A 24,637-nucleotide genomic window follows, 5' to 3' on the forward strand; every position below is an offset into this window, starting at 1 on the left:
GCATCAGCATGCGACACTGAGCGGATGCGGCGAGTCCTCTCCATGGTGCTGGTTGCCTCTGGCGTGCTCGGGTTGACCCTGGGCCTGCTGGGGGCCAGCCTCGGTTTCGGAGCTGTCGCGGCCTCCGCCGCTGCCGGCAAGAAGGTCTGCACCATCACCGACGAGCGGATGACGGAACTCTCCGGCATGATCGCTACCTCCACCGGCTACGTGATGGTCAACGACGGAAGCGACGACGACAGCCGGGAGCGGGTCTTCCTGCTGGACACCAAGTGCAAGGTAAAGAAGGCCGTCCAGTTCGCGAGCAACCCCCGCGACCCGGAGGACCTGGCGCTCTCTCCCGACGGCAAAACGGTCTGGATCGGCGACACCGGTGACAACGACACCGAGCGGCGGACCAGCATCGTGCTCTGGAGCATGCCGATCACCGGCGCCTCGAAGCCGGTGCTGCACCGGTTGACCTTTCCCGGCAACAAGCGGCACGACGCCGAGGCGCTGTTGATCGGATCCGACAACGTACCGTTGATCATCACCAAGTCGACCGGCAAGGCGGAGATCTACCGGCCGACGGCGGCCCTGAAGAAGAACAACGACGAGGGCGTGCCGCTGGCGAAGGCCGGCGAGATCAGCCTGCCGAAGACCTCTACCGCCAACCAGTTCGGCGCGGCGGGGCGGGTGACGATCACCGGTGCGGCCCGGTCACCGGACGGCACCCGGGTCGCCCTGCGCACCTACGCGGACGCCTTCGAGTGGGACGTGAAGGACGACGATCTGGTCAAGACCCTGACCACCGGAAAGCCTCGGGTGACGGCCCTGGCCGACCCGTTCGGTGAGGCGATCGCCTACAGCCCCGACGGGAAGAGCTTCCTCACCGTCTCCGACGTCGCCTCGCTCGATCAGGAGCAGGACGTGACGGTGCTGAGCTACACCCCGTCCAAGGAGGTGGCGGCGGCAGCGACCGACGGCTCCGGGGCCGACACGAAGAAGTCCGCGAAGTCCTGGACGGACTCGCTCACCCTCAACGACATCACCTATCTCATCGCCGCCGTGGGTGTGCTCGGCGCCCTGCTGGTCGGGCTCGGCATCTTCGGGATCGTGCGGGCCCGCCGCCGGCCCAAAGACGACGGACTGGGCGCCGTCGGGCCGGACGGTGACGACGTCGATCCGAGGGCCGGCCGGGAGGGGACGCCGGGCGGCGACCGGGACCGCTCCGGCGGTCGGCGGCCGGACTACGACGACGGGTCGAACTGGGGCCCGGCCCGCTCCGGCGGGTACGACGACGGCTACCGCTCCGACCGTCCGGCCGACGACTACGAGCCGGCCGGCCGGGGCCGAGCGGCGGGCGGCGGCGTGTACGGCGGAAAGCCGGCCGGTGGCGGCGTGTACGGCGCCAAGCCGGCCGGCGGCGGAGGCGGCGTGTACGGTGGCCGCCCCCAGGGCGGTGGCGGCGGACGCCCCCAGGGCGGTGGCGGTGGTGGCGGACGTCCCCAAGGCGGCGGTGGCCGTCCCCAGGGCGGTGGCGGAGGCCGCTCCCAGGGCGGTGGCGGGCGCCCACCCGGCGGTGGTGTGTACGGCGGTGCTCCGGCTGGCGGCGGTGCTCCGGCCGGACGCCCCCGGGCCGGTGGTGGCGTCTACGGCGGCCAGCCATCCGGCGGCAACGGCAACGGGCGTGCCGGCCGGCCGGGCCCGGACGACCAGTGGGGTGACCAGCGTGGCGGGCCGGCGCCGCGGACCGGCCAGGGTGCCGGACCCCGTGGAGCTGGTCCACGAGGTCCCCAGCCCGGCCAGCCCCGGCAGCGCTCCGGCGGCCAGCCCGACGACTACGACTACCGCTGACCCGGCTCCGACTGTCGCTGACCCGCCATCCGGCCAACCGCCGCTGACTCACCGCCGGCCAACACCGCTGATCCACCCGCCGGGCTAACGACTCGTCGCCGGGTCAAGCGGGCCAGGGCGGGGGACGTCGCTGGTCAGATCCGGCGGAGTACCGCCACCACCCGGCCCATGATGGTGGCACTGTCACCGGCGATCGGGTCGAAGGCGGAGTTGGCGGGCATCAACCAGACGTGCCCGTCCCGGCGGCGGTAGGTCTTGACCGTCGCCTCGCCGTCCAGCATCGCGGCGACGATCTCTCCCGAGTTCGCGGTCGGCTGCTGGCGAACGACCACCCAGTCGCCGTCGCAGATCGCCGCGTCGAGCATCGAGTCGCCCTTGACCTGGAGCATGAAGACCTCGCCCTCGCCGACCAGTTCGCGGGGGAGCGGGAAGATGTCCTCGACGGCCTGTTCGGCGAGGATCGGGCCACCGGCGGCGATCTGACCGAGCAGGGGCACGTAGGCCGGGGTGGGCCGCTGGGCCCGGGCGGTCTCGTCGTCGATCATCTCGCTCGGCGGACGCACGTCGACGGCACGGGGGCGGTTCGGGTCGCGCCGGAGGAAGCCCTTCCGCTCCAGCTCCTTGAGTTGGTAGGCCACGCTCGACGGGGAGACCAGGCCGACCGCCTCGCCGATCTCCCGCACGCTGGGCGGGTAGCCGTAGCGCTCCACCCAGTCCCGGATGAACTCCAGGATGCGGCGCTGCCGGGCGGTGAGGTCCGCGGAGACCAGGTCGGGGAAGGTGCTGACCACCGGAGTGACCGCGCGCAGTGCGGGGGCACCCTCGCGGGTGCGCGGCCCGGCCGTGCGTCGGGCGGCCCGGCTGCCCGTAGCGGCGCTCTTCTGGGGCTTCTGCCGGCTCGTCCGGTCGTCGGTCGACACGTCGTCCTCCTGGTGGCGGTGGTGCCTTGGCGGCTCGTGGTGCGTCGTGGCCCGGCCCGGTCCCGCGTGTCACACGGTCCCGGAGTCGGTGTTCAAAACCGTATAGGTGAGATCACATAGTTTCAAACATCTGTACGACATTCCCTGCGGCGTGTCGTCTCCGTCGGCTCGACATCGAACGCCTGTTCTGATAAACCATCGTACGTCCGTTCGTTCGAACTCCTGTTCGATCTTGGAGGTCACGATGGGTGCGACGGGATACCCGAGGACTTCCCGGGGCGGTGGGCGGCTGCGGCTGACCCGCCGGGGGCGGCTGGTCGTGACGCTGCTCCTGCTGCTCCTCGTGGCGGGGTTGGCGGCGATCCTCTCGCCGGCCTCCCGGGCCGCCGACCCGTCCCGGTCGCCGGAGACGGCGGTGGTCCTCCCCGGTGACACCCTCTGGTCGGTGGCCGAGCGGCACCGGCCGAGCCAGCGCCCGTTCGCGGTGATCGACGAGATCCGCCGGCTCAACGACCTCGACGACCACACGGTGCACGCCGGTCAGCGCCTGATCCTCCCGGCGAAGCGGTAACCGCCGCGCCGGTGTCGCGGTTGGAAGATTTGCGGGCCGCGCCACGCCCTGTTCAACTTGACCTCGGCTGTTCGGCGACATACCGTCGACCCCTAGATGTAGTAGTGACAAGGGTGTAAGTAGCCTAGAAGTTGGGGTTCCGTTACCCGTAGCTCTCAGGTACGCACGGCACTGCGGGAGCCGCCGGAAGGTGGCTGACCGCCGGTGCCGGCTGCCTTGCGGGCGGGCGCCTTTCCGGCGGGCCGCAGGCGCGGTGGTCCCGGCGGTGCGAAGGAGGTCGGCGATGCGGTGTCCGTACTGCCGGCACGCCGACTCCCGGGTGGTCGACTCGCGGGAGGCCGACGACGGCCAGTTGATCAGGCGTCGGCGGGCCTGCCCGGAATGCGGCAAGCGGTTCACCACGGTCGAGGAACCGGTGCTCGCGGTGGTCAAGCGCAGCGGCGTCACCGAGCCGTTCAGCCGCACCAAGATCATCGGTGGGGTACGGAAGGCGTGCCAGGGTCGTCCGGTCGACGACGACGCGATCGCCCTGCTGGCGCAGCGGGTCGAGGAGACGGTCCGGGCCAGGGGTGCGGCCGAGATCCCCAGTCACGACGTGGGGCTGGCCATCCTGGGACCGCTGCGCGAGCTGGACGAGGTGGCCTATCTGCGCTTCGCCAGCGTCTACCGGTCGTTCGAGTCGCTTGACGACTTCGAGCGCGAAATCGAAACGTTGCGGGCGGCGGCGGTGGCGCGGAGTCGTCCGGCAGTGGACGGCGTCGAGGCGGTCCAGCCGGCGGGCGGGCCGCCCAGTTAGTTCGTTCTGGTAACAGATCAGCGAAGCCGTACGACGGGAAGAGTCGTGCGTGCGTAAGGGGGCGGATGAGATGTCGGGGGAAGGTGTGACAGCAAGTAGGTCACGTACCCGGGCGGCGGCGACGGCCGGCCTGAAGGTCGAGCGCGTCTGGACCACCGAGGGGGTGCACCCGTACGACGAGGTGACCTGGGAGCGTCGGGACGTCGTCATGACGAACTGGCGGGACGGCTCGATCAACTTCGAGCAGCGGGGCGTCGAGTTCCCGGACTCATGGAGTGTCAACGCGGCCAACATCGTCACCACGAAGTACTTCCGGGGCGCGGTCGGTACCCCGGAGCGCGAGTGGTCGCTCAAGCAGCTCATCGACCGGGTGGTGAAGACGTACCGGGCGGCGGGGGAGCAGCACGGCTACTTCGCCAGCCCGGCCGACGCCGAGGTCTTCGAGCACGAGCTGACCTGGATGCTGCTGCACCAGGTGTTCAGCTTCAACTCCCCGGTCTGGTTCAACGTCGGCACCGCCTCGCCGCAGCAGGTGAGCGCGTGCTTCATCCTCGCCGTCGACGACTCGATGGACTCGATCCTCGACTGGTACAAGGAGGAGGGGCTGATCTTCAAGGGCGGCTCCGGCTCCGGGGTCAACCTCTCCCGGATCCGCTCCTCCAAGGAGCTGCTCTCCAGCGGCGGCACCGCCTCCGGTCCGGTCAGCTTCATGCGGGGCGCCGACGCCAGCGCCGGCACCATCAAGTCCGGCGGGGCGACCCGGCGGGCGGCCAAGATGGTCATCCTGGACGTGGACCACCCCGACGTCGAGGAGTTCGTCCTCACCAAGGCGCGGGAGGAGCACAAGATCCGCGCGCTGCGGGACGCCGGCTTCGACATGGACCTGGGCGGCTCCGACATCGTCAGCGTGCAGTACCAGAACGCCAACAACTCGGTCCGGGTCTCCGACGAGTTCATGCGGGCGGTCCAGGACGGCGGCAAGTTCGACCTGCGCGGCCGGCTCGACGGTTCGGTGATCGAGACCATCGACGCCAAGGGGCTGTTCCGGACCATCTCCCAGGCCGCCTGGGAGTGCGCCGACCCCGGCCTGCAGTACGACGACACGATCAACGACTGGCACACCTGCCCGGAGACCGGCCGGATCACCGCCAGCAACCCGTGCTCGGAGTACCTGCACCTGGACAACTCCTCGTGCAACCTGGCCTCGCTCAACCTGATGAAGTTCCTCCGCGCCGACGGCGGCTTCGAGGTGGCCAGGTTCGTCAGGTCGGTCGAGCTGGTCATCACCGCAATGGACATCTCGATCTGCTTCGCCGACTTCCCGACCGAGAAGATCGGCGAGACCACCCGGGCGTACCGGCAGCTCGGCATCGGGTACGCCAACCTCGGCGCGCTGCTGATGGCGACCGGCCACCCGTACGACTCGGAGAGCGGCCGGTCGGTGGCTGCCGCGATCACCTCGCTGATGACCGGCACCGCCTACCGCCGCTCCGCCGAGCTCGCCGGGGTGGTCGGCCCCTACGAGGGCTACTCCCGCAACGCCGAGCCGCACAAGCGGGTGATGCGCAAGCACGCGGCCGCGAACGACGCGATCAAGCCGGCCGGCGCGGTCGCGGGTGAGATCGTCCGCGAGGCCACCAGGCAGTGGACCCAGGGCAACAAGATCGGTGACAAGTCCGGCTGGCGCAATGCGCAGGCGTCGGTGCTCGCCCCGACCGGCACCATCGGGCTGATGATGGACTGCGACACCACCGGGGTCGAGCCGGACCTCGCGCTGGTGAAGTTCAAGAAGCTGGTCGGCGGCGGCTCGATGCAGATCGTCAACCAGACCGTACCCCGCGCCCTGCGCAGTCTCGGCTACCCCGAGGAGCAGGTCGAGGCGATCGTCGAGCACATCTCCGAGCACGGTCACGTGGTGGACGCGCCCGGGTTGAAGCCGGAGCACTACGCCGTCTTCGACTGCGCGATGGGCCAGCGCTCGATCGCCCCGATGGGGCACGTCCGGATGATGGCCGCGGTGCAGCCCTTCATCTCCGGTGCGATCTCCAAGACGGTCAACATGCCGGAGTCGGCGACCGTCGAGGAGGTCGAGGAGATCTACTTCGAGGGCTGGAAGCTCGGCCTCAAGGCGCTGGCGATCTACCGGGACAACTGCAAGGTCGGCCAGCCGCTCTCCGCAGCCAAGAAGGAGAAGGAGAAGGCGGCCGAGCCGGCTGCGGTCGAGAAGGCGGCGGAGAAGGCGGTCGAGAAGGTCGTCGAGTACCGGCCGGTGCGCAAGCGGCTGCCGAAGAAGCGTCCCTCCGAGACGGTCTCGTTCTCGGTCGGCGGGGCCGAGGGCTACCTCACCGCCTCGTCGTACCCGGACGATGGTCTCGGCGAGGTCTTCCTCAAGATGTCGAAGCAGGGCTCGACGCTGGCCGGGGTGATGGACGCCTTCTCGGTGGCCATCTCGATCGGCCTGCAGTACGGCGTGCCGCTGGAGACGTACGTCAGCAAGTTCACCAACATGCGGTTCGAGCCGGCCGGGATGACCGACGACCCGGACATCCGGATGGCGGCCTCGGTGATGGACTACATCTTCCGCCGGCTGGCACTGGACTTCCTGCCCTACGAGCGCCGGGCCGAGCTGGGCATCTTCACCGCCAAGGAGCGGGCCGCACAGCTGCGGGCCGAGGCCGAGGCGGAGAGCGCGGTGGATCTCGCCGCGATGGCCGCGTCGGCACCGGTGGAGACGGTGAAGCCGGAGCCGGCGGCGGAGCAGCAGGTCGAGGTGGCGGCGGATCGGCCGGCGCCGAAGGTCGGCTCCTCCACCGAGCTGCTGGAGGCGGTGCTCGGCACGGCGGCGGACGCCCCGCTCTGCTTCACCTGCGGCACCAAGATGCGCCCCGCCGGCAGTTGCTATGTCTGCGAGGGCTGCGGTTCGACCTCGGGTTGCAGCTAGTACCGAGCCGGATCGGATCGCCCGCGACATCTGGTGCGTGGGTCGGTCGGGAATCGTTGTGACAGAAGGGGAGCCGGCGCGAGCCGGCTCCCCTTTCCCATCAACCCGGACGGGGACCGGCGACCGCCGGGCGAGCTGGCCTCACGCTACGGCGGTTCCTTCGAGTTCGACCAGCTGACCGGGGATCGCCAGCCGTGTCACCCCGAGCAGTGTGCTGGGCGGGGCCACCCCAGCGGCGCCCAACCGTGACGCCAGCACGCCGTAGTGCTGGAGAAGGAGGTCGACGTCGGTGGTGTAGACGTTGAGCCGGACGAGGTTCGCCAGCGACATGCCGGCCTCGCCGAGTACGGCCACCAGGTTGTCGAGGCTCAGCGCCACCTGCCCGGCCATGTCCCCGGCGTGCTGGGGCTTGCCGTCGCCGTCCATCGCGGTCTGTCCAGAGCAGTACAGGGTGCGGGTGTGTCCGGAGACGACCTCTCCCTGGTTGAATCCCAGCTCCACCGACCAGCTGACCGGGTTGACTGCCGTTCGTTCCATTGCCACATCAGCGCCATTCGTCGAAAGTGTGGCACGCGGATTCGAGCCACCCGGTGAGCCTGTCAGCCAATCACGACATCCTTTGTCATGTATTCCTGACATGATCGCCACATGCGAGCTGACCGGTTGGTCGCGCTGGTGCTGCTGCTGCGCCAGCGCGGTCGCCTCTCCGCAGCCACCCTTGCCCGCGAGCTGGAGGTCTCCACCCGCACGGTGTTGCGCGACATCGAGGCGCTGTCCGCGGCCGGCGTTCCGGTCTACGCCGAACGTGGCCGGCACGGCGGCTTCGCGTTGTTGCCTGGCTTCCAGACCGAGCTGATGGGGCTGACCCACGACGAGGCACTCGCCTTGCTGATCGTCGGGTCGCGCCGTGCCGAGCAGGCGTTCGGCCTCGGCTCGGCGCTCGCCTCGGCCATGCGAAAGGTGGTCGACGCTCTGCCGGAGAGCCATCGGGAGATGGCGGCCGGCGCCGCCCGGCGCCTGCTCATCGACCCTGAGACCGACCTGCTGTCCCAGCGGCTGGTCACCGAGGAGGTACGCGACAGCGTGCTGACCGAGGTTCGGCGCGCGGTACTGGCCGGACACAGGCTGCGCATCCACTACGCGGCCATGGACCAGGAAGCACGGTGGCGCACGGTCGATCCGATCGGGATGGTGACCGTGCGCGACCGGGGCTACCTGCTGGCCACGAGGTCCGGTGCGGACCGTACCTACCGGCTGTCCCGGGTGCTGGCCGCCGAGGAACTCCCCGAACCGGCGCAGCGGCCGAGCCAGGTCGATCTGGACCGGGCCTGGCAGGAACGCTGCGCGCGGTTGCTGGCCGGCGGCGACCCGGTCACCGTGCGGGTGCGGGTGACCACGGCGCGGCGCGAGGAGCTGGTACGCACCGCGGTTGCCGTGCGGGCCGAGGAACCCGAAACGGACGGTTGGCTGCGGCTGGAGGTGACCTTCAGCGAGGCGGAACATGCCGAGTGGACACTGTGGCAGCTCGCCACCAACGCGGAGGTGCTGGCCCCGCAGTGGCTGCGCACCGCCCTGCGGGACCGGGCCGCCACGATCGCCGCCCGCTACGGAGCCTCGTCCGAGAGCTGAGCCTCCCGGACGCCAGCGCGGGCCGGAGTACGCCGGAGCCCAGCCGCCCCGACCCCGCACGGCTGCCGGAGGGTGAGCAGCCCCACGCCGACGCACCGGCGTTGGGGCGGTACGTCGACCGGGTCCGCTGGCATCATCGGCAGATGACGATCGCCGCCCAGTACGTGGAGTTCGGTACCCGGGAGACCCGGGGCGTCTCGCCCGCGTACGAGCGACTCGCCCTCGCCGTATCCTCCGACGACGAGTTGCTGCACCTGATCGGTACGCTGCCGCCGGCCAAGCAGCAGCCGAATCTGCTGTTCGGGGTGGTACGGCTGCTCGGCGGTCCGGTCGAGGATCCGGCCGCGTTCCGCGAGTACGCGCTGGCGAACTGGCCGGCGATCGCGGCGCAGCTGCGTACCCGGGCCACCCAGACCAACGAGGCGGGCCGGTGTGCCCTGTTGCTGCCCGTACTCGCAGCGCTGCCGCAACCGCTCGCGCTGCTGGAGGTCGGCGCCTCGGCCGGGCTTTGCCTCTATCCGGACCGTTACGCCTACCGCTACGGCGACCACCTGCTCGGCGACGGCGAGCCGGTGCTCGACTGCGCGCTCACCGGGGTGACGCCACCGGCCCGGCTGCCCGAGGTGGTGTGGCGGGCCGGCCTGGACCTGAACCCGCTTGACGTGACCGATCCCGCGGACGTGGCCTGGCTGGACGCCACCATCTGGCCGGAGCATGCGCATCGGCGGGCCCGGCTGCGCGCCGCGGCGGCCGTCGTCGCCGCCGAGCCGCCGCTGCTGGTCCGGGGGGACCTGCTGGAGGACCTGCCGGCGCTTGCCGCGCAGGCGCCGCCGGGGGCGACCCTGGTGGTCTTCCACACCGCCGTGCTCTATCAGGTGCCGGCGCCGCGCCGGCAGGCCTTCACCGAGCTGGTACGCGGGCTGCCCGGCCACTGGATCGCGAACGAGGCTCCGGAGGTACTGCCCTACGACGGGTTGCCGGAGCCGCCGAGCGACGTGTTCTACAACGTCCTCGCGCTGGATGGCAGACCGCTCGCCTGGACCCGGGGACACGGCCAGTCAATGGTCTGGTTCGGTTAGCGGACGTTCCGGCGCCGGGTCGACGTCGCGAGTCGACCGGTGACCGTGGCGGTCGACGGGTTGTCGTCGAGTCTGCGGGTTGTCGTAGGGTCGGCGCGATGGACGACGGTGCGGGCGAGCGGGGCGGGGGACGGCGGCTGCCGTTGGCACCCCGACCGCTGGAGCAGCCGCATCCGTCCCGGCTTCCGCCGACGCATCCGGAGCGGGAGCGGATCCTCGCCGCCCACACCGCCGCGCTGGCGGCCGACGAGGCGGGTTATCCCGACCCGGCGACCGGGCTCTTCGTGCTCACCGCCGGTTTTCTGGCCCGGCGGGGTACCTGTTGCGGGCGCGGTTGCCGGCACTGCCCGTACCTGGACGACCCGGTGCCGCCGCATCTGGACGACCCGGCCGGCTGAGCTGGGGCGTAGCGCTGCACGGTCACCCGGTGGGTGGAGCGGGGTTTCGCCGCGCGGGTGTGACCCCGTACGGTGTCCGACGGATTCCCCGGCGCTCGGGCCGGGCGGCTGGGAGGTGCTAGGTGCGCGGACGACTCTGCCTGATTGGTGCCGGTTTGCTGCTGCTTGCCGGCTGTGCCGAGGAGGCCGCACCGCAGGCGGTCGGGCCGCAGGCGGTCGGGCCGACGCCGAAGGTGGTCCGGCAGTCGGCCTCGGCGGCCGGCGGTGCCTGTCAGCTACTGGAGTACCCGGCGGTCGAGCAGGCCATCGGCGCCCGGTTCGAGGTCGCCGCGGCGAGCCGGCACGGCAAGACGGACACCTGCGTGCTGCGCGGCGAGGCCGAGGCCCGCCCCGAACTCGCGCTCTCGGTGACCCCGACCACGGCGGACGCGTCGATCTTCGCCGACGAGGTGGTGCCGAGCGGCGGCAAGAGCGTCAAGGGGCTGGGCAAGGCCGCCTACCGGGCCACGACCGCCCCGGCGGAGGGCGCCGGCAGCGCCGTCGAGGTGGGCTGGCTCACCGGCAACGGCCGGCTGGTCAGCCTCCGCTTCACCTTCCCCACCGGCGAGGACCGGGCCCAGGCCGACGCACTGGCCCCCAAGTTGATCAACCTGGCGAAGAAGATCGACACCAGCAGCCTCTGACGCCGGGCGAGCTGCGTGCGGGCCCCGGCCAGCGGTCGTGGCGACCTATGGCCGGGGCGGTCGGTGTGCGGCGACCCAGTATGTGGCGACGACGACTCAGTGTGCGGCGACGAAGACCCGGGAGGCGACCTCTCGGGGGAGTCGCACCTTGTCGCCGGAGCGGTCGATGGTGACAGCGTCCCGCTCCTGCGCGACCGTCACCATCGCGCCCGGGTCGACCCCGGCCGCGTGCAGTTGGCGCAGTACGTCGCCGTCCTTCTGGACGCTCTCGCAGATCCGTCGGACCACCACAGGGCCGCTCAGGCCGGGGAAGGCGAGGTTCCGCTCACCCTCGGTGACCGTTTCGACCAGTACGTCCGGGTGGGGGCTGAACGCCTCCAGCCCTGGGATCGGGTTGCCGTACGGCGACCGGGTCGGGCGGTCGAGCAGCTCGTAGACCTTCTTCTCCACCGAGTCGCTCATCACGTGCTCCCAGCGGCAGGCCTCCTCGTGGGCCTCCTCGTAGGGCATCCCGATCACGTTGACGAGCAGGAGCTCGGCCAGCCGGTGCTTGCGCATCACCGAGATCGCCTGGGTGCGGCCGAGCGCGGTGAGCTGGAGGTGCCGGTCGTCCTCGACGGTCAGCAGGCCGTCGCGCTCCATCCGGGCCACGGTCTGGCTGACGGTCGGACCACTCTGGCGTAGCCGCTCGGCGATCCGGGCACGCAGCGGCGGCACCCCCTCCTCTTCCAGTTCGAGGATGGTGCGTAGATACATCTCGGTGGTGTCGACTAGGTCGTTCACGTCAGTGGTCCTCCCGATGACGATGGTACCTCGGGGTACCGATATTCAGTGCCACCGAGCCAGGCGGTTCAGTTCCGGATGGTGTTGACTGGACGCCGTGTCCGCCGTACCCGATGACCTGCTCGTCGACCCGACCGGGCTCGCCGCCGAACTGGCGTCCGCCGAGCCACCGGTCGTCCTCGATGTCCGTTGGCGGCTTGCCGGGCCGCCGGGTCGCCGGGACTACCTGGCCGGGCACCTGCCGGGCGCGGTCTTCGTCGATCTGGACACCGAGCTGTCCGGGCCGCCCGGCGCGAACGGGCGGCACCCGCTGCCCGACCCGGCGGCGTTGCAGCGGGTGCTCCGCACGGCCGGCGTCCGCACCGGAGGCCGGGTGGTGGTCTACGACGGCGGCGACCAGTTGGCGGCGGCACGCGCCTGGTGGACGCTGCGCTGGGCGGGACACGAGCAGGTCCGCCTGCTCGACGGCGGCTTCCCGGCCTGGGCCGGTGCCGGGCTGCCGGTGACCACCGAGCCCTCGTCGCCGACCCCGGGAGACGTCACCGTACGCCCGGGTGGGATGCCGGTGCTGGACGCCGGTTCGGCCGCCGAGGTGGCGGCGGACGGGGTGCTGGTCGACGTCCGGGCGGCCGTGCGCTACCGGGGCGAGACCGAGCCCATCGACCCGGTGGCCGGGCACATTCCCGGCGCGGTGAACGTGCCGGCCACCGAGTATGCCGGCCCGGACGGCCGGTTCCCGGCCGCCGAGGCGCTGCGTGCCCGGTTCGCCGAGGCGGGCGTCCGGCCCGGGGTGCCGGTCGGGGCGTACTGCGGCTCCGGGGTGACCGCCGCGCAGGCGGTGCTCGCGCTGCACCGGGCCGGGCACACCGGGGCGGCCCTCTACGTCGGATCGTGGAGCCACTGGATCACCGACCCGCGGCGACCGGTCGCGCTCGGCCCCGAGCCGGGTGACCCCGCACCGCTGCCCGGCTGAGCCTTCCCGGCTGAGCCTGGATCCACCGGCCGGAACGGCGCGCGGCGCTCCGGGTACGCGGTCGCGGCCGGCCGCCTGCCGCCGTGCGACGATGAACAACATGTCGGACGACACCGTGGTGGTCTGGGACGAGAGTCTGCTGACGTACGACCTGGGCGACCATCCACTCGATCCGGTACGGGTGGAGCTGACACTGGCCCTGGCTCGGGAACTCGGCGTACTGGACCGCCCCGGCGTACGCCTGGTGGCTCCCACTCCGGCCGACGACGCGGCCCTGGCCCGGGTGCACCGTCCGGACTACCTCGACGCGGTCCGGGCGGCGCCCAGCGACCCGCTCTTCTCCGGGTACGGCCTCGGTACCCCGGACAACCCGATCTTCGACGGGATGCACGAGTCGAGTGCCCTGGTGTCGGGGGCGAGCCTGGCGGCGGCCGAGGCGGTCTGGCGGGGCGAGGCCCGCCGTGCGGTGAACGTGGCCGGTGGGCTGCACCACGCCATGCCCAGCCGGGCGGCCGGGTTCTGTGTCTACAACGACCCGGCGGTGGCGATCGCGCGCCTGCTCGACCTGGGCGCCGAGCGGGTGGCCTACGTGGACGTGGACGTGCACCACGGCGACGGGGTGCAGGCGGTCTTCTACGGCGATCCCCGGGTGCTGACGATCAGCCTGCACGAGACGCCGCTGGCCCTCTTCCCCGGTACTGGCTTCTCCGACGAGATCGGCGCTCCGGGGGCCGAGGGGAGCGCGGTCAACCTGCCGCTGCCGCCCGGTACCGGCGACGCGGGCTGGCTGCGGGGCTTCCACGCCACCGTTCCGGCGCTGCTGCGCGCGTTCCGGCCGCAGATCCTGCTCACCCAGTGCGGTGCCGACAGCCACCGGCTCGATCCGCTGGCCGACCTGCGGCTGAGTGTGGACGGGCAGCGGGCGAGCTATCTGGCGCTGCGGGCGCTCGCCGACGAACTCTGCGAGGGGCGCTGGGTGGCCACCGGTGGCGGCGGCTACGCGCTGGTCGAGGTGGTGCCCCGGGCCTGGACGCACCTGCTCGCGATCGCCACGGGGGAGCCGGTCGACCCGGCCGCGCTGACCCCGCCGGCCTGGCGGGAGCTGGCCAAGGCCCGCCGTCCGGAGCGGGAGGTGCCGTTGCGGATGACCGACGAGGCGGACGCGTCGTACGAGCCGTGGCAGCCGACCGGCGAGCCGGACGCGGTGGACCGGGCGATCATGGCGACCCGCAGGGCGGTCTTTCCGCTGCACAACCTCGATCCGCAGGATCCGTCTCTCTGATCGGCGACTCGTCCCGGCGGCGGCGCGACACTCGGGCCCCCGCCCACCCGTTAGCGCCCCGGCTGTCGCAAAATCGTCTCGAATTAGTATCAGAAACCGTCTCGTTATAGCTCTGGCCGACTCGACTCGGCGACCCGCAGGTGCCGGTAGAGGGTGGCCCGGGAGACGCCGAGGCTCGCCGCGATCTGGTCCACCGTGTGCAGGCCGGCACCGTGCATCGCCCGGGCCGTGCGCACCTGTTCGGCACTGAGCCCGGGCGGACGCCCCGCCCCCCGCCGACGGCCCGGCCGGACCCGCTCCGGGCCCGCCTGCCGCTCGCCGACCCGGTCCGTACCGGCTGCCGGTGGCGGCGGCTCGCTGAGCAGCCGGACCGCGCCGTCGAGCAGCGCCGCCCGCAACTCGTCGTCCGGCATGTCGGCGTAGAAGACGATCGGATCGCCGAGCATCCCGGTGGCCTGGATCGCCCGGATCCGCTCCAGCCGGGTTGCGTCCGGGCCGGCGACCAGGCCGTACGCCTTGGTGGCGAGCCGCATGATCCTGGCGTACGTGCTGCCCCGGGCCAGCAGCGTCATGTCGTGATAGAGCGTCCCCAGTGGACGCCGGTGCCGCAGCAGGGTGTCCACCCAGCCCTCCAGCGCCGCCCAGCGGGCCGCCGGCCAGGGCAGCCGGGCGGCCCGGTCCAGCGCCGCCTCCAGGTCCGAGACGAGCGGCTCGGCCAGCGCCACCAGCAGGTGCTCCTTGCTGGGGAAGTGGTAGAGGATGCCCGCCTTGGTCAGCCCCGACCGGTCGGCGATCTGTCGCAGCGAGGTGCGCTGGTAGCCCTGCGCGCCGAACAGGTCCAGGGCGGTACGCAGGATCCGGCTCCGGGTGTCGAGAGCGGGTGGCTCAGCCATCCGCCCAGCGTACCGGCCCCTGACCGATGATCAGGAATTTGTGGCCGTCGTCCTACCATCGGTCAGTACACTGGCGTCGAGACACTGTCACGATCCGGCTCGACCCGTCGTCCTGGTTCTCGGACGACACGGAATCGACAACTGGCGAGTGGAATCGGCAACTAGCAAAAGGGAGCGTCATGACCGCGATCTCGGTGGCCGGCCTGGTGAAGACCTTCGGGGCCACCCGCGCGCTGGACGAACTGGACCTGACGGTCCGGTCCGGCGAGGTGCACGGGTTCCTCGGACCGAACGGGGCGGGCAAGTCCACCACCATCCGGATCCTGCTCGGCCTGCTCCGCAAGGACGCGGGCGAGGTGCGCGTGCTCGACGGCGATCCCTGGCGGGATGCCGTGTCGCTGCACCGCCGGCTGGCGTACGTGCCAGGCGACGTCAACCTCTGGCCGAATCTCTCCGGCGGGGAGGCGATCGACCTCTTCGGCTCGTTGCGCGGCGGGCTGGACCGGGCACGCCGGGACGAGCTCTTGCAGCGCTTCGACCTCGACCCGACAAAGAAGTGCCGCACCTACTCCAAGGGCAACCGGCAGAAGGTGGCGATCGTCGCCGCGTTCGCCTCCGACGTGGAACTGCTGGTGCTCGACGAGCCGACCTCCGGGCTGGACCCGCTGATGGAGGCGGTCTTCCGGGAGTACGTCACCGAGCTGCGCGACGCGGGCAGGACCGTGCTGCTCTCCAGCCACGTGATGTCCGAGGTGGAGGCGCTCTGCGACCGGGTCAGCATCATCCGGGCCGGCCGTACCGTCGAGTCCGGCACCCTGGCCGAGCTGCGCCACCTGACCCGGACCCCGATGACGGTCGAGACGGAACGCCCGGTGGAAGGGCTCGCCGAGCTGGCCGGGGTGCACGCGGTGACCGCCTCCGGCTCGACCACCCGGTTCGAGGTCGAGGCCGGCACCCTCGACCCGGTGCTCACCCACCTCGCCCGGTTCGGCGTACGGGCCCTGACCAGTACGCCACCGACCCTTGAGGAACTGTTCATGCGGCACTACGGCGACGGGTCCGAGACCACCGCCACCAAGCGTCGGGTCCCGGCGGGTGCCCGGTGACCGGGCTCACCGGCACCGCCCGGCTGACCCGGCTCGCGGTGCGGAGGGACCGGGTGAAACTCCTGGTCTGGGTAGTGGCCCTGCCCGGGGTCGCCGCCGCGGTCGCACAGAGCGTCGCCGGCATCTACGGCACCGAGGCCGACCGGATCGGCTACGCCACCACAAGCGCCGCCAGTGTGGTCGCGCGGGCGTTCAACGGCCCGGTCTCCGGACCGAGTCTCGGGTCGGTGGTCACCGCCGAGTCGTACACGATGCTCGCCCTGCTCGCCGCGTTGCTCAGCACCTTCGCGGTGGTCCGGCACACCCGGCAGAACGAGGAGACCGGCCGGGCGGAGCTGCTCGGCTCGGCGGTGGTCGGCCGGCACGCCCCACTCACCGCGGCCCTGCTCACCACGCTGGTGGCCAACGTGCTCAGCGGCGTACTGCTCGCCCTGGTCCTGGTGGCCGGTGACCTGCCGGTGGCCGGCTCGTTCGCGCTCGGCGCGGCGATCGCCGGGATCGGGGTCTCGTTCGCGGCGATCGCCGCGGTGACCGCCCAGATCTCCGGTACGGCGCGCGGCGCGAACGGTATGGCCGCGGCCGTCGTCGGGTTCGCCTTCCTGCTCCGGGCCGCCGGAGACGCCTGGGGGACCGTCTCCGCCGACGGGATGCGGGTGGTGAGTGCCTGGCCATCCTGGCTCTCCCCGCTCGGCTGGGCCAACCAGGTGCAGGCGTTCGACGGCAACCGCTGGCCGGTGTTGGCCCTGATGGTCGGCTTCGCGCTGCTCGCCGTCGGTACGGCGTTCCTGCTGACCGCCCACCGCGACCTCGGCGCCGGGCTGCTGGCGGTCCGTCGGGGCCCGGCGGTGGCGGCCCGGAGCCTGCTCAGTCCCGGCGGCCTGGCCTGGCGGTTGCAGCGCGGTGTGGTGCTGGGCTGGGCCGTCGGCATCGTGGTGATGGGGCTGTCGATGGGTTCGGTCGGCGAGGAGGTCGACAGTTTTGTCGGCGAGAACGAGGCGGCCAGTGAGATGATCGCCCAACTCGGCGGCACCGAGCGGCTGGTCGACGCGTTCCTCGGCACCATGATGGCGATGTTCGCACTCGCGGTGGCCGGCTTCGTGGTCCAGGCCGTGCTGCGGCTGCGGGCCGAGGAGGCCGCCGGCACCCTGGAGGGGGTACTCGCCACCGCCGTCAGCCGGCCCCGCTGGCTGCTCAGCCATCTGCTCTGGGCCGCCCTCGGCGCGGTCGTCCTGCTGGCGCTGGCCGGTGCGAGCACCGGGCTGGGCTACGGACTGGTCAGCGGCGACGTGCCCGGCGAGGTGGGTCGGCTCACCGTCGCCGGACTGGTCCAGGTGCCGGCGGCACTGGTCCTGGCCGGCCTGGTGGTGGTGCTCTTCGGGCTGCTGCCCCGGCTCGCGGTTGCGTTGTCCTGGACGGCCTTCCTGCTCTGCGTCCTGCTCGGGCAGCTCGGCGCGCTGCTGGAGTTGCCGCAACCGGTGTTGAACCTGTCGCCCTTCACCCACCTGCCGGCGGTGCCGGCCGCCGACCCGAGCGCCACGCCTCTGGTGGTGCTGCTCGCGGTCGCGGTCGCGCTGGCCGGGCTCGGGCTGGTCACGTTCCGCCGCCGGGACCTGGCGATCGGCTGAGCCGGACCGGCGACTGAGTACGACGCGAAGCCCCCGCCACCGAACCGGTGGTGGGGGCTTCCGCGGGTACGACGTCAGCTCGCGTACGCCTCCAGCCGGTCGGCCCGGGACGGGTGGCGCAACTTGAGCAGGGTCACCTTCTCGATCTGGCGGATCCGCTCCCGGGAGAGGCCGAACTCCCGGCCCACCTCGTCGAGGGTGCGCTGCCGCCCGTCGTCCAGGCCGAAGCGCAGCCGGATCACGGCCTGCTCGCGGTGCGAGAGGGTGGCGAGGACGATCTCGACCTCGTTGCGGAGCTGTCCCGCCGAGACGGCGTCACCGGGCTCCTCACGCGGGTCGACGGCGGCGACGAAGTCACCGAGGGCGCTCTCCCCATCCTCGCCGACGGCCTGGTCGAGGCTGACCGGCTCCCGGTCGTACGAGATGAGTTCGATGACCTGGAACTCCGGTACGCCCAGCGCGGCGGCCACCTCGGCGACGGTGGGCTCCCGGCCGAGCTGGGTGGCCAGATCCCGGCGGGTCCGGACCATCCGGTTGACCTGCTCGACCATGTGCACCGGGATGCGGATGGTGCGGGCCTGGTCGGCCATGGCCCGGGTGATGGCCTGCCGGATCCACCAGGTGGCGTAGGTGGAGAACTTGTAGCCCTTTGTGTAGTCGAACTTCTCGACGGCGCGGATCAGGCCGAGGTTGCCCTCCTGGATCAGGTCCAGGAACGCCATGCCCCGCCCGGTGTACCGCTTCGCGATGCTGACCACCAGCCGCAGGTTCGCCTCCAGCAGGTGGTTCTTCGCGGCCCGCCCCTGCACGGCAATGATCTCCAGATCCGCCCGAAGCTCTGCCGACAACGCCCCCCGCGTGTCGGAGTTCAGCTTCTCCTCGGCGTAGAGCCCGGCCTCGATCCGCCGGGCCAGATCCACCTCCTGGACGGCGGTGAGCAGCTTGGTCCGGCCGATGCCGTTGAGGTAGGCCCGGACCAGGTCGGCCGAGGCGCCGCGCTCGTCGGTGGCGTCGAGGTCGACCATGACCTGCCCGCCGTCCCCGGTCGGCTCGGTGTGCACGCCGGCCGCGCTGGCCGGGTGAGTGTGGCTCTCGCTGTGTTGCAGGACCATCATCTGTCGCCTCCCCGCTTCGACAATGTGGCGCGTCCCAGCGGACAACCGCGCTGGTGACACATAGCTTGGCCGGTAGGGCGTGAAGCCGAGGTGAGGAGAGCGTCGGGTTGGCATGAAACAGGGAGAGCACGGGGAGCTGGTTCGTCCCGATTTCCTGGCCTTGATCCGATTGATCATCGCCTTTCGGTACCGGGCCGTGTCGCCGGTACCCGGGCGCTACTTGCCGGGGACGGTTACCGTGCGGGACGGAACGGAGATCGACAACGGATGGAGGACGTGGTGGTCTTCAAGCGGTTGATGCAGGCGATGGGTGTGGGCGGGCCGTCGGTCGAGACGGTGCTCGCCAACCCGAACTGCCGGCCAGGTGGCTATCTGGAGGGCCAGGTCCACGTCGCGGGCGGCGACCATCCGGTGGACGTCGAGTACGTCGCGCTCGGCCTGGTGACCCGGGTCGAGGTGGAGAGCGGTGACAGCGAGTACAACACCACCCAGGAGTTCCAGCGGCAGCGGGTGACCGGCCCGTTCCGGTTGGAGAGCGGGCAGCGTCACGACATCCCGTTCCGCTTCGAGGTGCCGTGGGAGACGCCGCTCACCGAGGTCGCCGGGCACCACCTGCACGGGATGACGATGGGGCTGCGTACCGAGTTGGAGGTGGCCCGCGCGGTGGACAAGGGTGACCTCGACCCGGTGGCGGTGCATCCGCTGCCGGCGCAGGAGCGGGTGATCGACGCCCTGGTCCAGCTCGGCTTCCGGTTCAGCCGAGCTGACGTCGAGCGGGGGCACATCTACGGCGTACGGCAGAGCCTGCCGTTCTACCAGGAGATCGAGTTCTACCCCGGGCCGCAGTACGCCCGCGCGATCAACCAGCTCGAACTGACCTTCGTGGCCACGCCGCAGCAGTTGCAGATCGTGCTGGAGATCGACAAGCGGGGCGGACTCTTCACCGAGGGCCGGGACGCGTTCGGCCGGTTCACCGTCGACTACGCCTCGGTGGACCGGACCGACTGGGCCGGCCAGCTCGACGGCTGGCTGCGTCAGTCCATGCAGAAGCGCGGCCTGTTCTTCTAGGCCGTCCTGCCGCGACGGGCCGGGGTGCGGGCGGTGCCGGCGGTGGGCGCGGGTGCCGGCGATGGCTGCGGCGCGGGTGGCAGCTAAAGCTCCAGCAGCACGGTGTGCGGGCCGACGTTCACGCTCTCGACCAGCATGTGCGTCCGGAACCGGCCGGTGGAGACCTTGGCACCCCGCAGCCGCAGCGCCTCGACGAACGCCGTCACCAGCGGTTCGGCCACCTCGGCCGGGGCCGCCGCGCTCCAGGTGGGCCGGCGGCCCTTCCGGGCGTCGCCGTAGAGGGTGAACTGGCTGACCACCAGCAGCGGCGCCCCCACCTCGGCGGCGGACCGCTCGTCCGGGAGGATCCGCAGCTCGTGCACCTTCCGGGCCATCGTCTCGGCGGTGGCCCGGGTGTCGGCGTGGGTCACCCCGACCAGCACCAGCAGCCCGTCGGAGATCGCCCCGACCACCTCGTCGTCCACCGTCACACTGGCCCGGCTGACCGTCTGCACCACCGCACGCACGGCGGTCAGTCTGCCACGGGCGCCAGGACGCCGCGTTCCACCAGGTGCGCGATGATCGGCGCGGCCGCCTCGGCAAGGTCCGACTCGGGTACGTCGTGCGCCAGCGCCAGCACCGCGAGCTGCTCGCGCAGTGGCACCTGGCCGTTGGCTCCGCCGACCAGGGCCAGCACCAGCGGATCCACCTCCTCTGTCCAGCGCAGCCCGTGCGACTGGACGAGAACCTGCCGGTCCACCGCCCAACCGTCGTCGCCCATCGACGCCTCCTGGCGCAGCTTCAACCCGTCGACCGCCCGGAACCTGGTCGCCAGCAGCGCCTCGTCGTCCCGGGCGCGCAGCCAGTCCTGCCGGTCGAACCAGGCCGCGACCTGCTCGCCCATCGGTGGCTGTACGGCCTGCCGCAGGTCCTCGATCCGCAGCACCGGATCGCTGTGCCCGCCCCGGCGCAGGTTCACCAGGCCGAAGCCGATCGCCTCCACCTTCTGCGCGTCGAACCAGTCCAGCCAGGCGGCCACCCGGTGCGGGTCGGCTGCCTCGCCGGCGTCGGAGAGCCACAGGTCGACGTACGCCATCGGGTCGGCGACCTCGCGCTGGATCACCCAGGCGTCCAGTCCGGTACCGGTGAACCAGCCGGCCACCCGCTCGCCCCAGTCCTCGCCGGCCACGTGCAGCCAGTTCGCCAGGTACTGCATGGTGCCGCCCTCGGTGAGCAGGCCCGGCGCGGCGGCGGCCAGTTCGGCGGCGATCCCGTCACCGACCCGGCCCGAGTCGCGGTAGCTGTGCGTGGTGGTGCCCGGACCGACCACGAAGGGCGGGTTGCTCACCACCAGGTCGAAGCGGCGACCGGCCACCGGGCCGACCAGGTCGCCCTTGAGCAGCTCCCAGCGGTACCCGTTGAGCGCGGCGGTGGTCGCGGCGAACCGCAGCGACCGCTCGGAGACGTCGGTGGCGGTCACCGAGCGGGCGTGCTCGGCCAGGTGCAGGGCCTGCACGCCGCTTCCGGTGCCGAGGTCGAGCGCGCTGCCGACCGGGCGCCGGATCGTCGCCCCGACGAGCGTGGTCGTCGCCCCGCCGATCCCGAGCACATGGTCCCCGGCGAGTGGTTGGCCGGGCCGGGCACTGGCCGGTACGTCGGAGAGAACCCACCAGGAGTCCCCGTACGGCTCCAGGTCGACGCCCTGGCGGAACCCGTCGCCGACCCGTTCGAGCAGCCCACCGGCGAGTGCCTCGTCGAGTGGCAGCGGCGCGAGGGCCGCCCGCACCGCCGCCTCCGGCTCGGTCTGGGCGCAGACGAAGAGTCGGATCAGCGTGCCGAGCGGGTCGCGGCCCTCGGTGCTGCGCAGTGCGGCCCGGTAGTCGTTGCGGGTGAGTCCGCTCGTCGCGGCCGGGCCGAGCCGGTCGGCGATGCCGCTCGAGGTGTAGCCCGCGCTGGTCAGTGCCGTCCGGAGCTGGTCCACCCCAGCCGGGGACAGCAGCATCTCGTTCCCGTCCACGGCGTCCATCCTGCCCGCCGCCCGAACCGGGCCGACCCGCAACCCCCGCAGTTGGCGCTCCGGAACCACCCGTCGGGTGCAGCGGCCGGAACAGCGCCGTTCAGTCGCTCGGCCCGACCGGCGTTTCACCAGCCTCGATAGGGCGCCGCTCGGTCGCGGGCAACGGCTGCCCGTCACCGGGGGAGGGCTGCCCTGACGACGGTTGCCCCGCCCCGGGGAACGGTTGCCGCAGCCCGGGGAGCGGTTCCCCCGGCGACGGTTGCGCCGCCCCAGGGAACGGTTGCGCCGCCCCAGGGAACGGTTGCCTCGGCCCAGGGAGCGGTTGCCCCGGCCCGGGGAGCGGTTGCCTCGGCCCGGGGAGCGGTTGTGCCGGGCCGGAGGACGGGGATCCGGGAAGTGGGCTCGGGTAGCCGGAAACGGGGCTCGGATAGCCGGGCGGGGAGAAGGGAGGGCTGGGAACGGGGCTCGGGTAGCCGGGCGGGGAGAAGGGAGGGCTGGGAACGGGGGCCGGATAGCCGGGTGGTGGGAAGAGGTGTCCGCCGACGGGGGCCGGGTGGCCGGGGGGTGGGGTGGGCCGCTCGGGCGAGACGGTCGGCAGCTGCCGGCGGCGGGCCAGCCGGAGTACCACCACGGCGTAGCCGGCGTTCACCAGCAGGCTGACCACGAACATCTCCCAGGGAGCGTCGGCGGCGGTCTCGTCGATGCCGAGCTGGCCCAGCGCCGCCGCGCCGACGAACGAGACGAGGTTGTTCACCACGTGCAGCGCGACCGCCGCCTCCAGGCCGCCGGTACGGACGGTCAGCCAGCCGAGTACGCCGCCCATGATCACGAGGTCGGTGAATCCCCACGCGGTGCCCCAGCCGTGCGCCAGGGCGAAGAGCACCGCCTGGAGGGCGATACCCGGCCACGGTGTCCGGAGGAACGCCCCGACGAGCTGCACCAGCCAGCCCCGGAAGAGGTACTCCTCGCTCGCGGCCTGCAACGGCACCAACAGGAGCAGCAGCACCAGCGTGCCGAGGAAGCCCGCCCAACCCGGCCAGCCGGTGCTGACCGCCTCGTCACCGTCGGCGCTGCCGGTCAGGGCGAGCAGGCCGATGCTGCCACCGAGCAACAGCAGGATCGCCGGTACGGCGACCAGCGCACACCAGCCGAGCCAGCGCCAGCGGATCCGGCCGAGTACCGAGGAGACCGTACCGGCCGGACGAGCCTGCACCCAGCGCGCCGCGAGCAGGACGAATGGCAGTGCGGCGGCGATGGTGATCAGCATCAGTACGAGATCACCCAGCGCGCCGAGCGTCGGCAGCCCGTCCGGGCCGGTAGGACGCCCGGCGACCGCGGCGATCGCGCTGGCTGTGCCGACCAGCATGCAGAGCACCACGAAGGTGCCACCGAGGATCAGCAGGGTTCCGAGCACCGGACGCCACCAGCGGTGCCGGTCGGTCCGGGCCAGCCGATGGTAGGCGGTGCCCGGCGGGGGTGCGGTCGTCATGTGCCAAGGGTGCCGGTTCGATGCCAGTGCGGCATCGGCGGGGCAGTCGGCTGGAGTGCGGCTCAGGCCAGTTGGAGTGCGGCTCAGGCCAGTTGGAAGTCGGCGAAGTCGAAGCCGGGCGCCACCACGCAGCTCACCAGGACCGGCTCGTCGCCCGCCGGCTCGGCAGACTGCCAGACGCCGCCGGGAACCAGCACCTGCGGTCGCTCACCGGCGGTCACGTCCGGGCCGAGCCGGGCCTCGGTTGGTTCCTCCGCCGGTCGCTCGGTCGCGCCGCCGAGCCGCAGCCGCAGTGGGCCGCCCGAGTGCCAGAACCACAGTTCGTCGGAGCGGACGACGTGCCAGCGGGACCGCTCCCCGGGGTGCAGCAGAAAGTAGATCGCGGTCGCGGCGGCGCGCGGCCCGGCGTACCCGTCGGGGGTGAAGGCGTGCGTCGAGCGCCAGGTCTCGCGGAACCAGCCGCCCTCCGGGTGCGGAGCCAGGTCGAGCCGCTCGGCCAGCGGAGGTCGCTGCGGCGTCGTCACGGGTCGACCTCCATTCGGGTACGCCGGCGAAACCCGACGGACCGGAAGTCTACCGAGCGGGGTACGCGCCGGCGGCCGGACGGAATCGCGTGCTGCCTCGCCGCCGGCCGCCCCGGCGGATCAGAGCCCGGCCGCCTCGTCGTACCGGCGGCGCAGACTGGCCATCTCGGACTCGTCCAGTGCCTCCTTGACCGCCAGTTCCTCGTACTTGTCCGGGAACATCTCCCGGAGCCGGTCGATGAACCGGACGTCGGCGGTCGCCTCGACCACCTGGATGCCGGGCGGTTCGGTGGTCATGTCAACGATCACCGGACCGGCCAGTTTGACCGCCCAGTCCCAGGGCCGGTTCTGCTCGGCGACCCCGCAGAGGTGGAAGCCGTAGACCGTCTTCACCTCGGCGAGCGTGGTGACCTCGCTCGGCTCGAAGCCGTAGACGCGGACCCCACAGACGACCGCCGGCTTCTTGCCGTCCTTACCGGCGGTCGCCTGCGCGTCGTGGCCCGCGTGCTGGTGCTGCGCCGGGTCGGCAGACTCCAGTGTGGTACGCAACCGGGTCATGATCTGCCCCCGCAGATCCGGCGGCCTGGCCTCCGAACCGGCCGTGTTGATCAGTACGACCGTGCCGGCCGACACCGCCAGCAGGATGACCGCCACCCACAGGAAGCGGTTGCGGTACCAGCCCGCGAAACTGTTCCGGATATTCATGATCGTTTCTCGTCTCGTCGCCGGTCTGGTGCTTGGCAGATCTGGTGCTTGGCAGATCTGGTCGGACGCGCCGACCCGAGGTGGGGTGGGTGGGTCCGGCTCGTGGTTGGCGGAAGTGGCCCGGCGGACGCGGTGCGAATCCCGACGCGCGCGGCGATTCCGACGGGCGCCCGATCCCGCGGATCTGGCGTCGGGGCCGGCGCGCTGCGGGCACTGCGAGGCTCC

23 protein-coding genes are annotated in these 24,637 nt (G+C 71.9%); 13 read left to right on the forward strand and 10 right to left on the reverse strand.

The annotated features are described in order from the left end of the window. Positions 1 to 24 precede the first annotated feature (24 nt). Positions 25 to 1,836, forward strand: coding sequence for a hypothetical protein (locus tag CLT71_RS32575; protein ID WP_199187792.1), 1,812 nt, complete (start codon positions 25 to 27; stop codon positions 1,834 to 1,836). 134 nt (positions 1,837 to 1,970) lie between these two features. Here CLT71_RS32575 and lexA read toward each other — a convergent pair whose 3' ends face one another. Continuing rightward, positions 1,971 to 2,756, reverse strand: coding sequence for a transcriptional repressor LexA (gene lexA / locus CLT71_RS32580; protein ID WP_101370477.1), 786 nt, complete (start codon positions 2,754 to 2,756; stop codon positions 1,971 to 1,973). A 244-nt stretch (positions 2,757 to 3,000) separates the two neighbouring features. Between lexA and CLT71_RS32585 the strand changes: the two genes are divergently transcribed. From CLT71_RS32585 to CLT71_RS32595, 3 genes are all read left to right on the forward strand, one after another. Beyond that, positions 3,001 to 3,327 (forward strand): LysM peptidoglycan-binding domain-containing protein, encoded by a 327-nt coding sequence (locus tag CLT71_RS32585; RefSeq protein WP_101370478.1) that lies wholly within the window; start codon positions 3,001 to 3,003, stop codon positions 3,325 to 3,327. A 283-nt stretch (positions 3,328 to 3,610) separates the two neighbouring features. Continuing rightward, the gene (nrdR, locus tag CLT71_RS32590; RefSeq protein WP_101370479.1) at positions 3,611 to 4,123 is read left to right on the forward strand and encodes a transcriptional regulator NrdR; all 513 of its coding nucleotides are present in this window, start codon (positions 3,611 to 3,613) and stop codon (positions 4,121 to 4,123) included. Positions 4,124 to 4,193: 70 nt separating this feature from the next. Then, entirely contained in the window at positions 4,194 to 7,064 is a 2,871-nt protein-coding gene (locus CLT71_RS32595; protein WP_101370480.1) for a vitamin B12-dependent ribonucleotide reductase, read from the forward strand. A 141-nt stretch (positions 7,065 to 7,205) separates the two neighbouring features. On the opposite strand, the gene CLT71_RS32600 is transcribed toward CLT71_RS32595, so the two are convergent. Then, positions 7,206 to 7,601, reverse strand: a complete 396-nt coding sequence (locus tag CLT71_RS32600) for a RidA family protein (RefSeq protein WP_101370481.1) — start codon at positions 7,599 to 7,601, stop codon at positions 7,206 to 7,208. A gap of 111 nt (positions 7,602 to 7,712) precedes the next feature. On the opposite strand from CLT71_RS32600, the gene CLT71_RS32605 reads away from it, so the two are divergent. From CLT71_RS32605 to CLT71_RS32620, 4 genes are all read left to right on the forward strand, one after another. Continuing rightward, a complete protein-coding gene (locus tag CLT71_RS32605; RefSeq protein WP_101370482.1) occupies positions 7,713 to 8,693 on the forward strand; it encodes an HTH domain-containing protein in 981 nt (326 codons plus the stop codon). A 143-nt stretch (positions 8,694 to 8,836) separates the two neighbouring features. After that, positions 8,837 to 9,772, forward strand: coding sequence for a DUF2332 domain-containing protein (locus CLT71_RS32610; RefSeq protein ID WP_101370483.1), 936 nt, complete (start codon positions 8,837 to 8,839; stop codon positions 9,770 to 9,772). Between the two features lie 98 nt (positions 9,773 to 9,870). Continuing rightward, a complete protein-coding gene (locus CLT71_RS32615; protein WP_158242350.1) occupies positions 9,871 to 10,170 on the forward strand; it encodes a DUF5522 domain-containing protein in 300 nt (99 codons plus the stop codon). Positions 10,171 to 10,292: 122 nt separating this feature from the next. Beyond that, the gene (locus tag CLT71_RS32620) at positions 10,293 to 10,853 is read left to right on the forward strand and encodes a hypothetical protein (protein ID WP_101370484.1); all 561 of its coding nucleotides are present in this window, start codon (positions 10,293 to 10,295) and stop codon (positions 10,851 to 10,853) included. Between the two features lie 96 nt (positions 10,854 to 10,949). On the opposite strand, the gene CLT71_RS32625 is transcribed toward CLT71_RS32620, so the two are convergent. Beyond that, positions 10,950 to 11,636, reverse strand: coding sequence for an iron-dependent transcriptional repressor DtxR (locus CLT71_RS32625; RefSeq protein ID WP_101370485.1), 687 nt, complete (start codon positions 11,634 to 11,636; stop codon positions 10,950 to 10,952). Positions 11,637 to 11,733: 97 nt separating this feature from the next. On the opposite strand from CLT71_RS32625, the gene CLT71_RS32630 reads away from it, so the two are divergent. Together CLT71_RS32630 and CLT71_RS32635 are read left to right on the forward strand one after the other, a co-directional pair. Continuing rightward, positions 11,734 to 12,609 (forward strand): sulfurtransferase, encoded by an 876-nt coding sequence (locus CLT71_RS32630; RefSeq protein ID WP_486483578.1) that lies wholly within the window; start codon positions 11,734 to 11,736, stop codon positions 12,607 to 12,609. 100 nt (positions 12,610 to 12,709) lie between these two features. Next, the gene (locus tag CLT71_RS32635) at positions 12,710 to 13,891 is read left to right on the forward strand and encodes an acetoin utilization protein AcuC (protein ID WP_101371984.1); all 1,182 of its coding nucleotides are present in this window, start codon (positions 12,710 to 12,712) and stop codon (positions 13,889 to 13,891) included. Positions 13,892 to 13,995: 104 nt separating this feature from the next. Here the strand turns inward: CLT71_RS32635 and CLT71_RS32640 are convergent, their stop codons facing one another. After that, positions 13,996 to 14,784, reverse strand: coding sequence for a TetR family transcriptional regulator (locus CLT71_RS32640; protein WP_101370487.1), 789 nt, complete (start codon positions 14,782 to 14,784; stop codon positions 13,996 to 13,998). A 179-nt stretch (positions 14,785 to 14,963) separates the two neighbouring features. On the opposite strand from CLT71_RS32640, the gene CLT71_RS32645 reads away from it, so the two are divergent. Continuing rightward, the gene (locus CLT71_RS32645; protein WP_101370488.1) at positions 14,964 to 15,890 is read left to right on the forward strand and encodes an ABC transporter ATP-binding protein; all 927 of its coding nucleotides are present in this window, start codon (positions 14,964 to 14,966) and stop codon (positions 15,888 to 15,890) included. Continuing rightward, positions 15,887 to 17,515, forward strand: a complete 1,629-nt coding sequence (locus tag CLT71_RS32650) for an ABC-2 transporter permease (protein WP_101370489.1) — start codon at positions 15,887 to 15,889, stop codon at positions 17,513 to 17,515. Before CLT71_RS32645 ends, CLT71_RS32650 begins: the two co-directional genes overlap by 4 nt. Before the next feature lie 74 nt (positions 17,516 to 17,589). Here CLT71_RS32650 and sigB read toward each other — a convergent pair whose 3' ends face one another. Further along, complete coding sequence (gene sigB, locus CLT71_RS32655) at positions 17,590 to 18,540, reverse strand: RNA polymerase sigma factor SigB (protein ID WP_101371985.1); 951 nt, start codon at positions 18,538 to 18,540, stop codon at positions 17,590 to 17,592. 369 nt (positions 18,541 to 18,909) lie between these two features. Here sigB and CLT71_RS32660 point away from each other — a divergent pair, with 369 nt between their 5' ends. Next, entirely contained in the window at positions 18,910 to 19,698 is a 789-nt protein-coding gene (locus CLT71_RS32660; protein ID WP_101371986.1) for a sporulation protein, read from the forward strand. Between the two features lie 83 nt (positions 19,699 to 19,781). Here the strand turns inward: CLT71_RS32660 and dtd are convergent, their stop codons facing one another. The 5 genes from dtd to CLT71_RS32685 all read right to left on the reverse strand — a co-directional run bounded on the left by dtd (position 19,782) and on the right by CLT71_RS32685 (position 24,412). Then, positions 19,782 to 20,204, reverse strand: coding sequence for a D-aminoacyl-tRNA deacylase (gene dtd / locus CLT71_RS32665; protein ID WP_101370490.1), 423 nt, complete (start codon positions 20,202 to 20,204; stop codon positions 19,782 to 19,784). A 5-nt stretch (positions 20,205 to 20,209) separates the two neighbouring features. Continuing rightward, positions 20,210 to 21,694, reverse strand: a complete 1,485-nt coding sequence (locus CLT71_RS32670) for a DUF7782 domain-containing protein (protein WP_199187793.1) — start codon at positions 21,692 to 21,694, stop codon at positions 20,210 to 20,212. A 100-nt stretch (positions 21,695 to 21,794) separates the two neighbouring features. Next, positions 21,795 to 23,183, reverse strand: a complete 1,389-nt coding sequence (locus CLT71_RS32675; protein ID WP_199187794.1) for a type II CAAX endopeptidase family protein — start codon at positions 23,181 to 23,183, stop codon at positions 21,795 to 21,797. 83 nt (positions 23,184 to 23,266) lie between these two features. Then, the gene (locus CLT71_RS32680; RefSeq protein WP_101370491.1) at positions 23,267 to 23,707 is read right to left on the reverse strand and encodes a cupin domain-containing protein; all 441 of its coding nucleotides are present in this window, start codon (positions 23,705 to 23,707) and stop codon (positions 23,267 to 23,269) included. A gap of 120 nt (positions 23,708 to 23,827) precedes the next feature. Next, positions 23,828 to 24,412, reverse strand: a complete 585-nt coding sequence (locus CLT71_RS32685) for a hypothetical protein (protein WP_101370492.1) — start codon at positions 24,410 to 24,412, stop codon at positions 23,828 to 23,830. Positions 24,413 to 24,637: the final 225 nt, after the last annotated feature.

Source organism: Plantactinospora sp. CNZ320, from assembly GCF_002846275.1.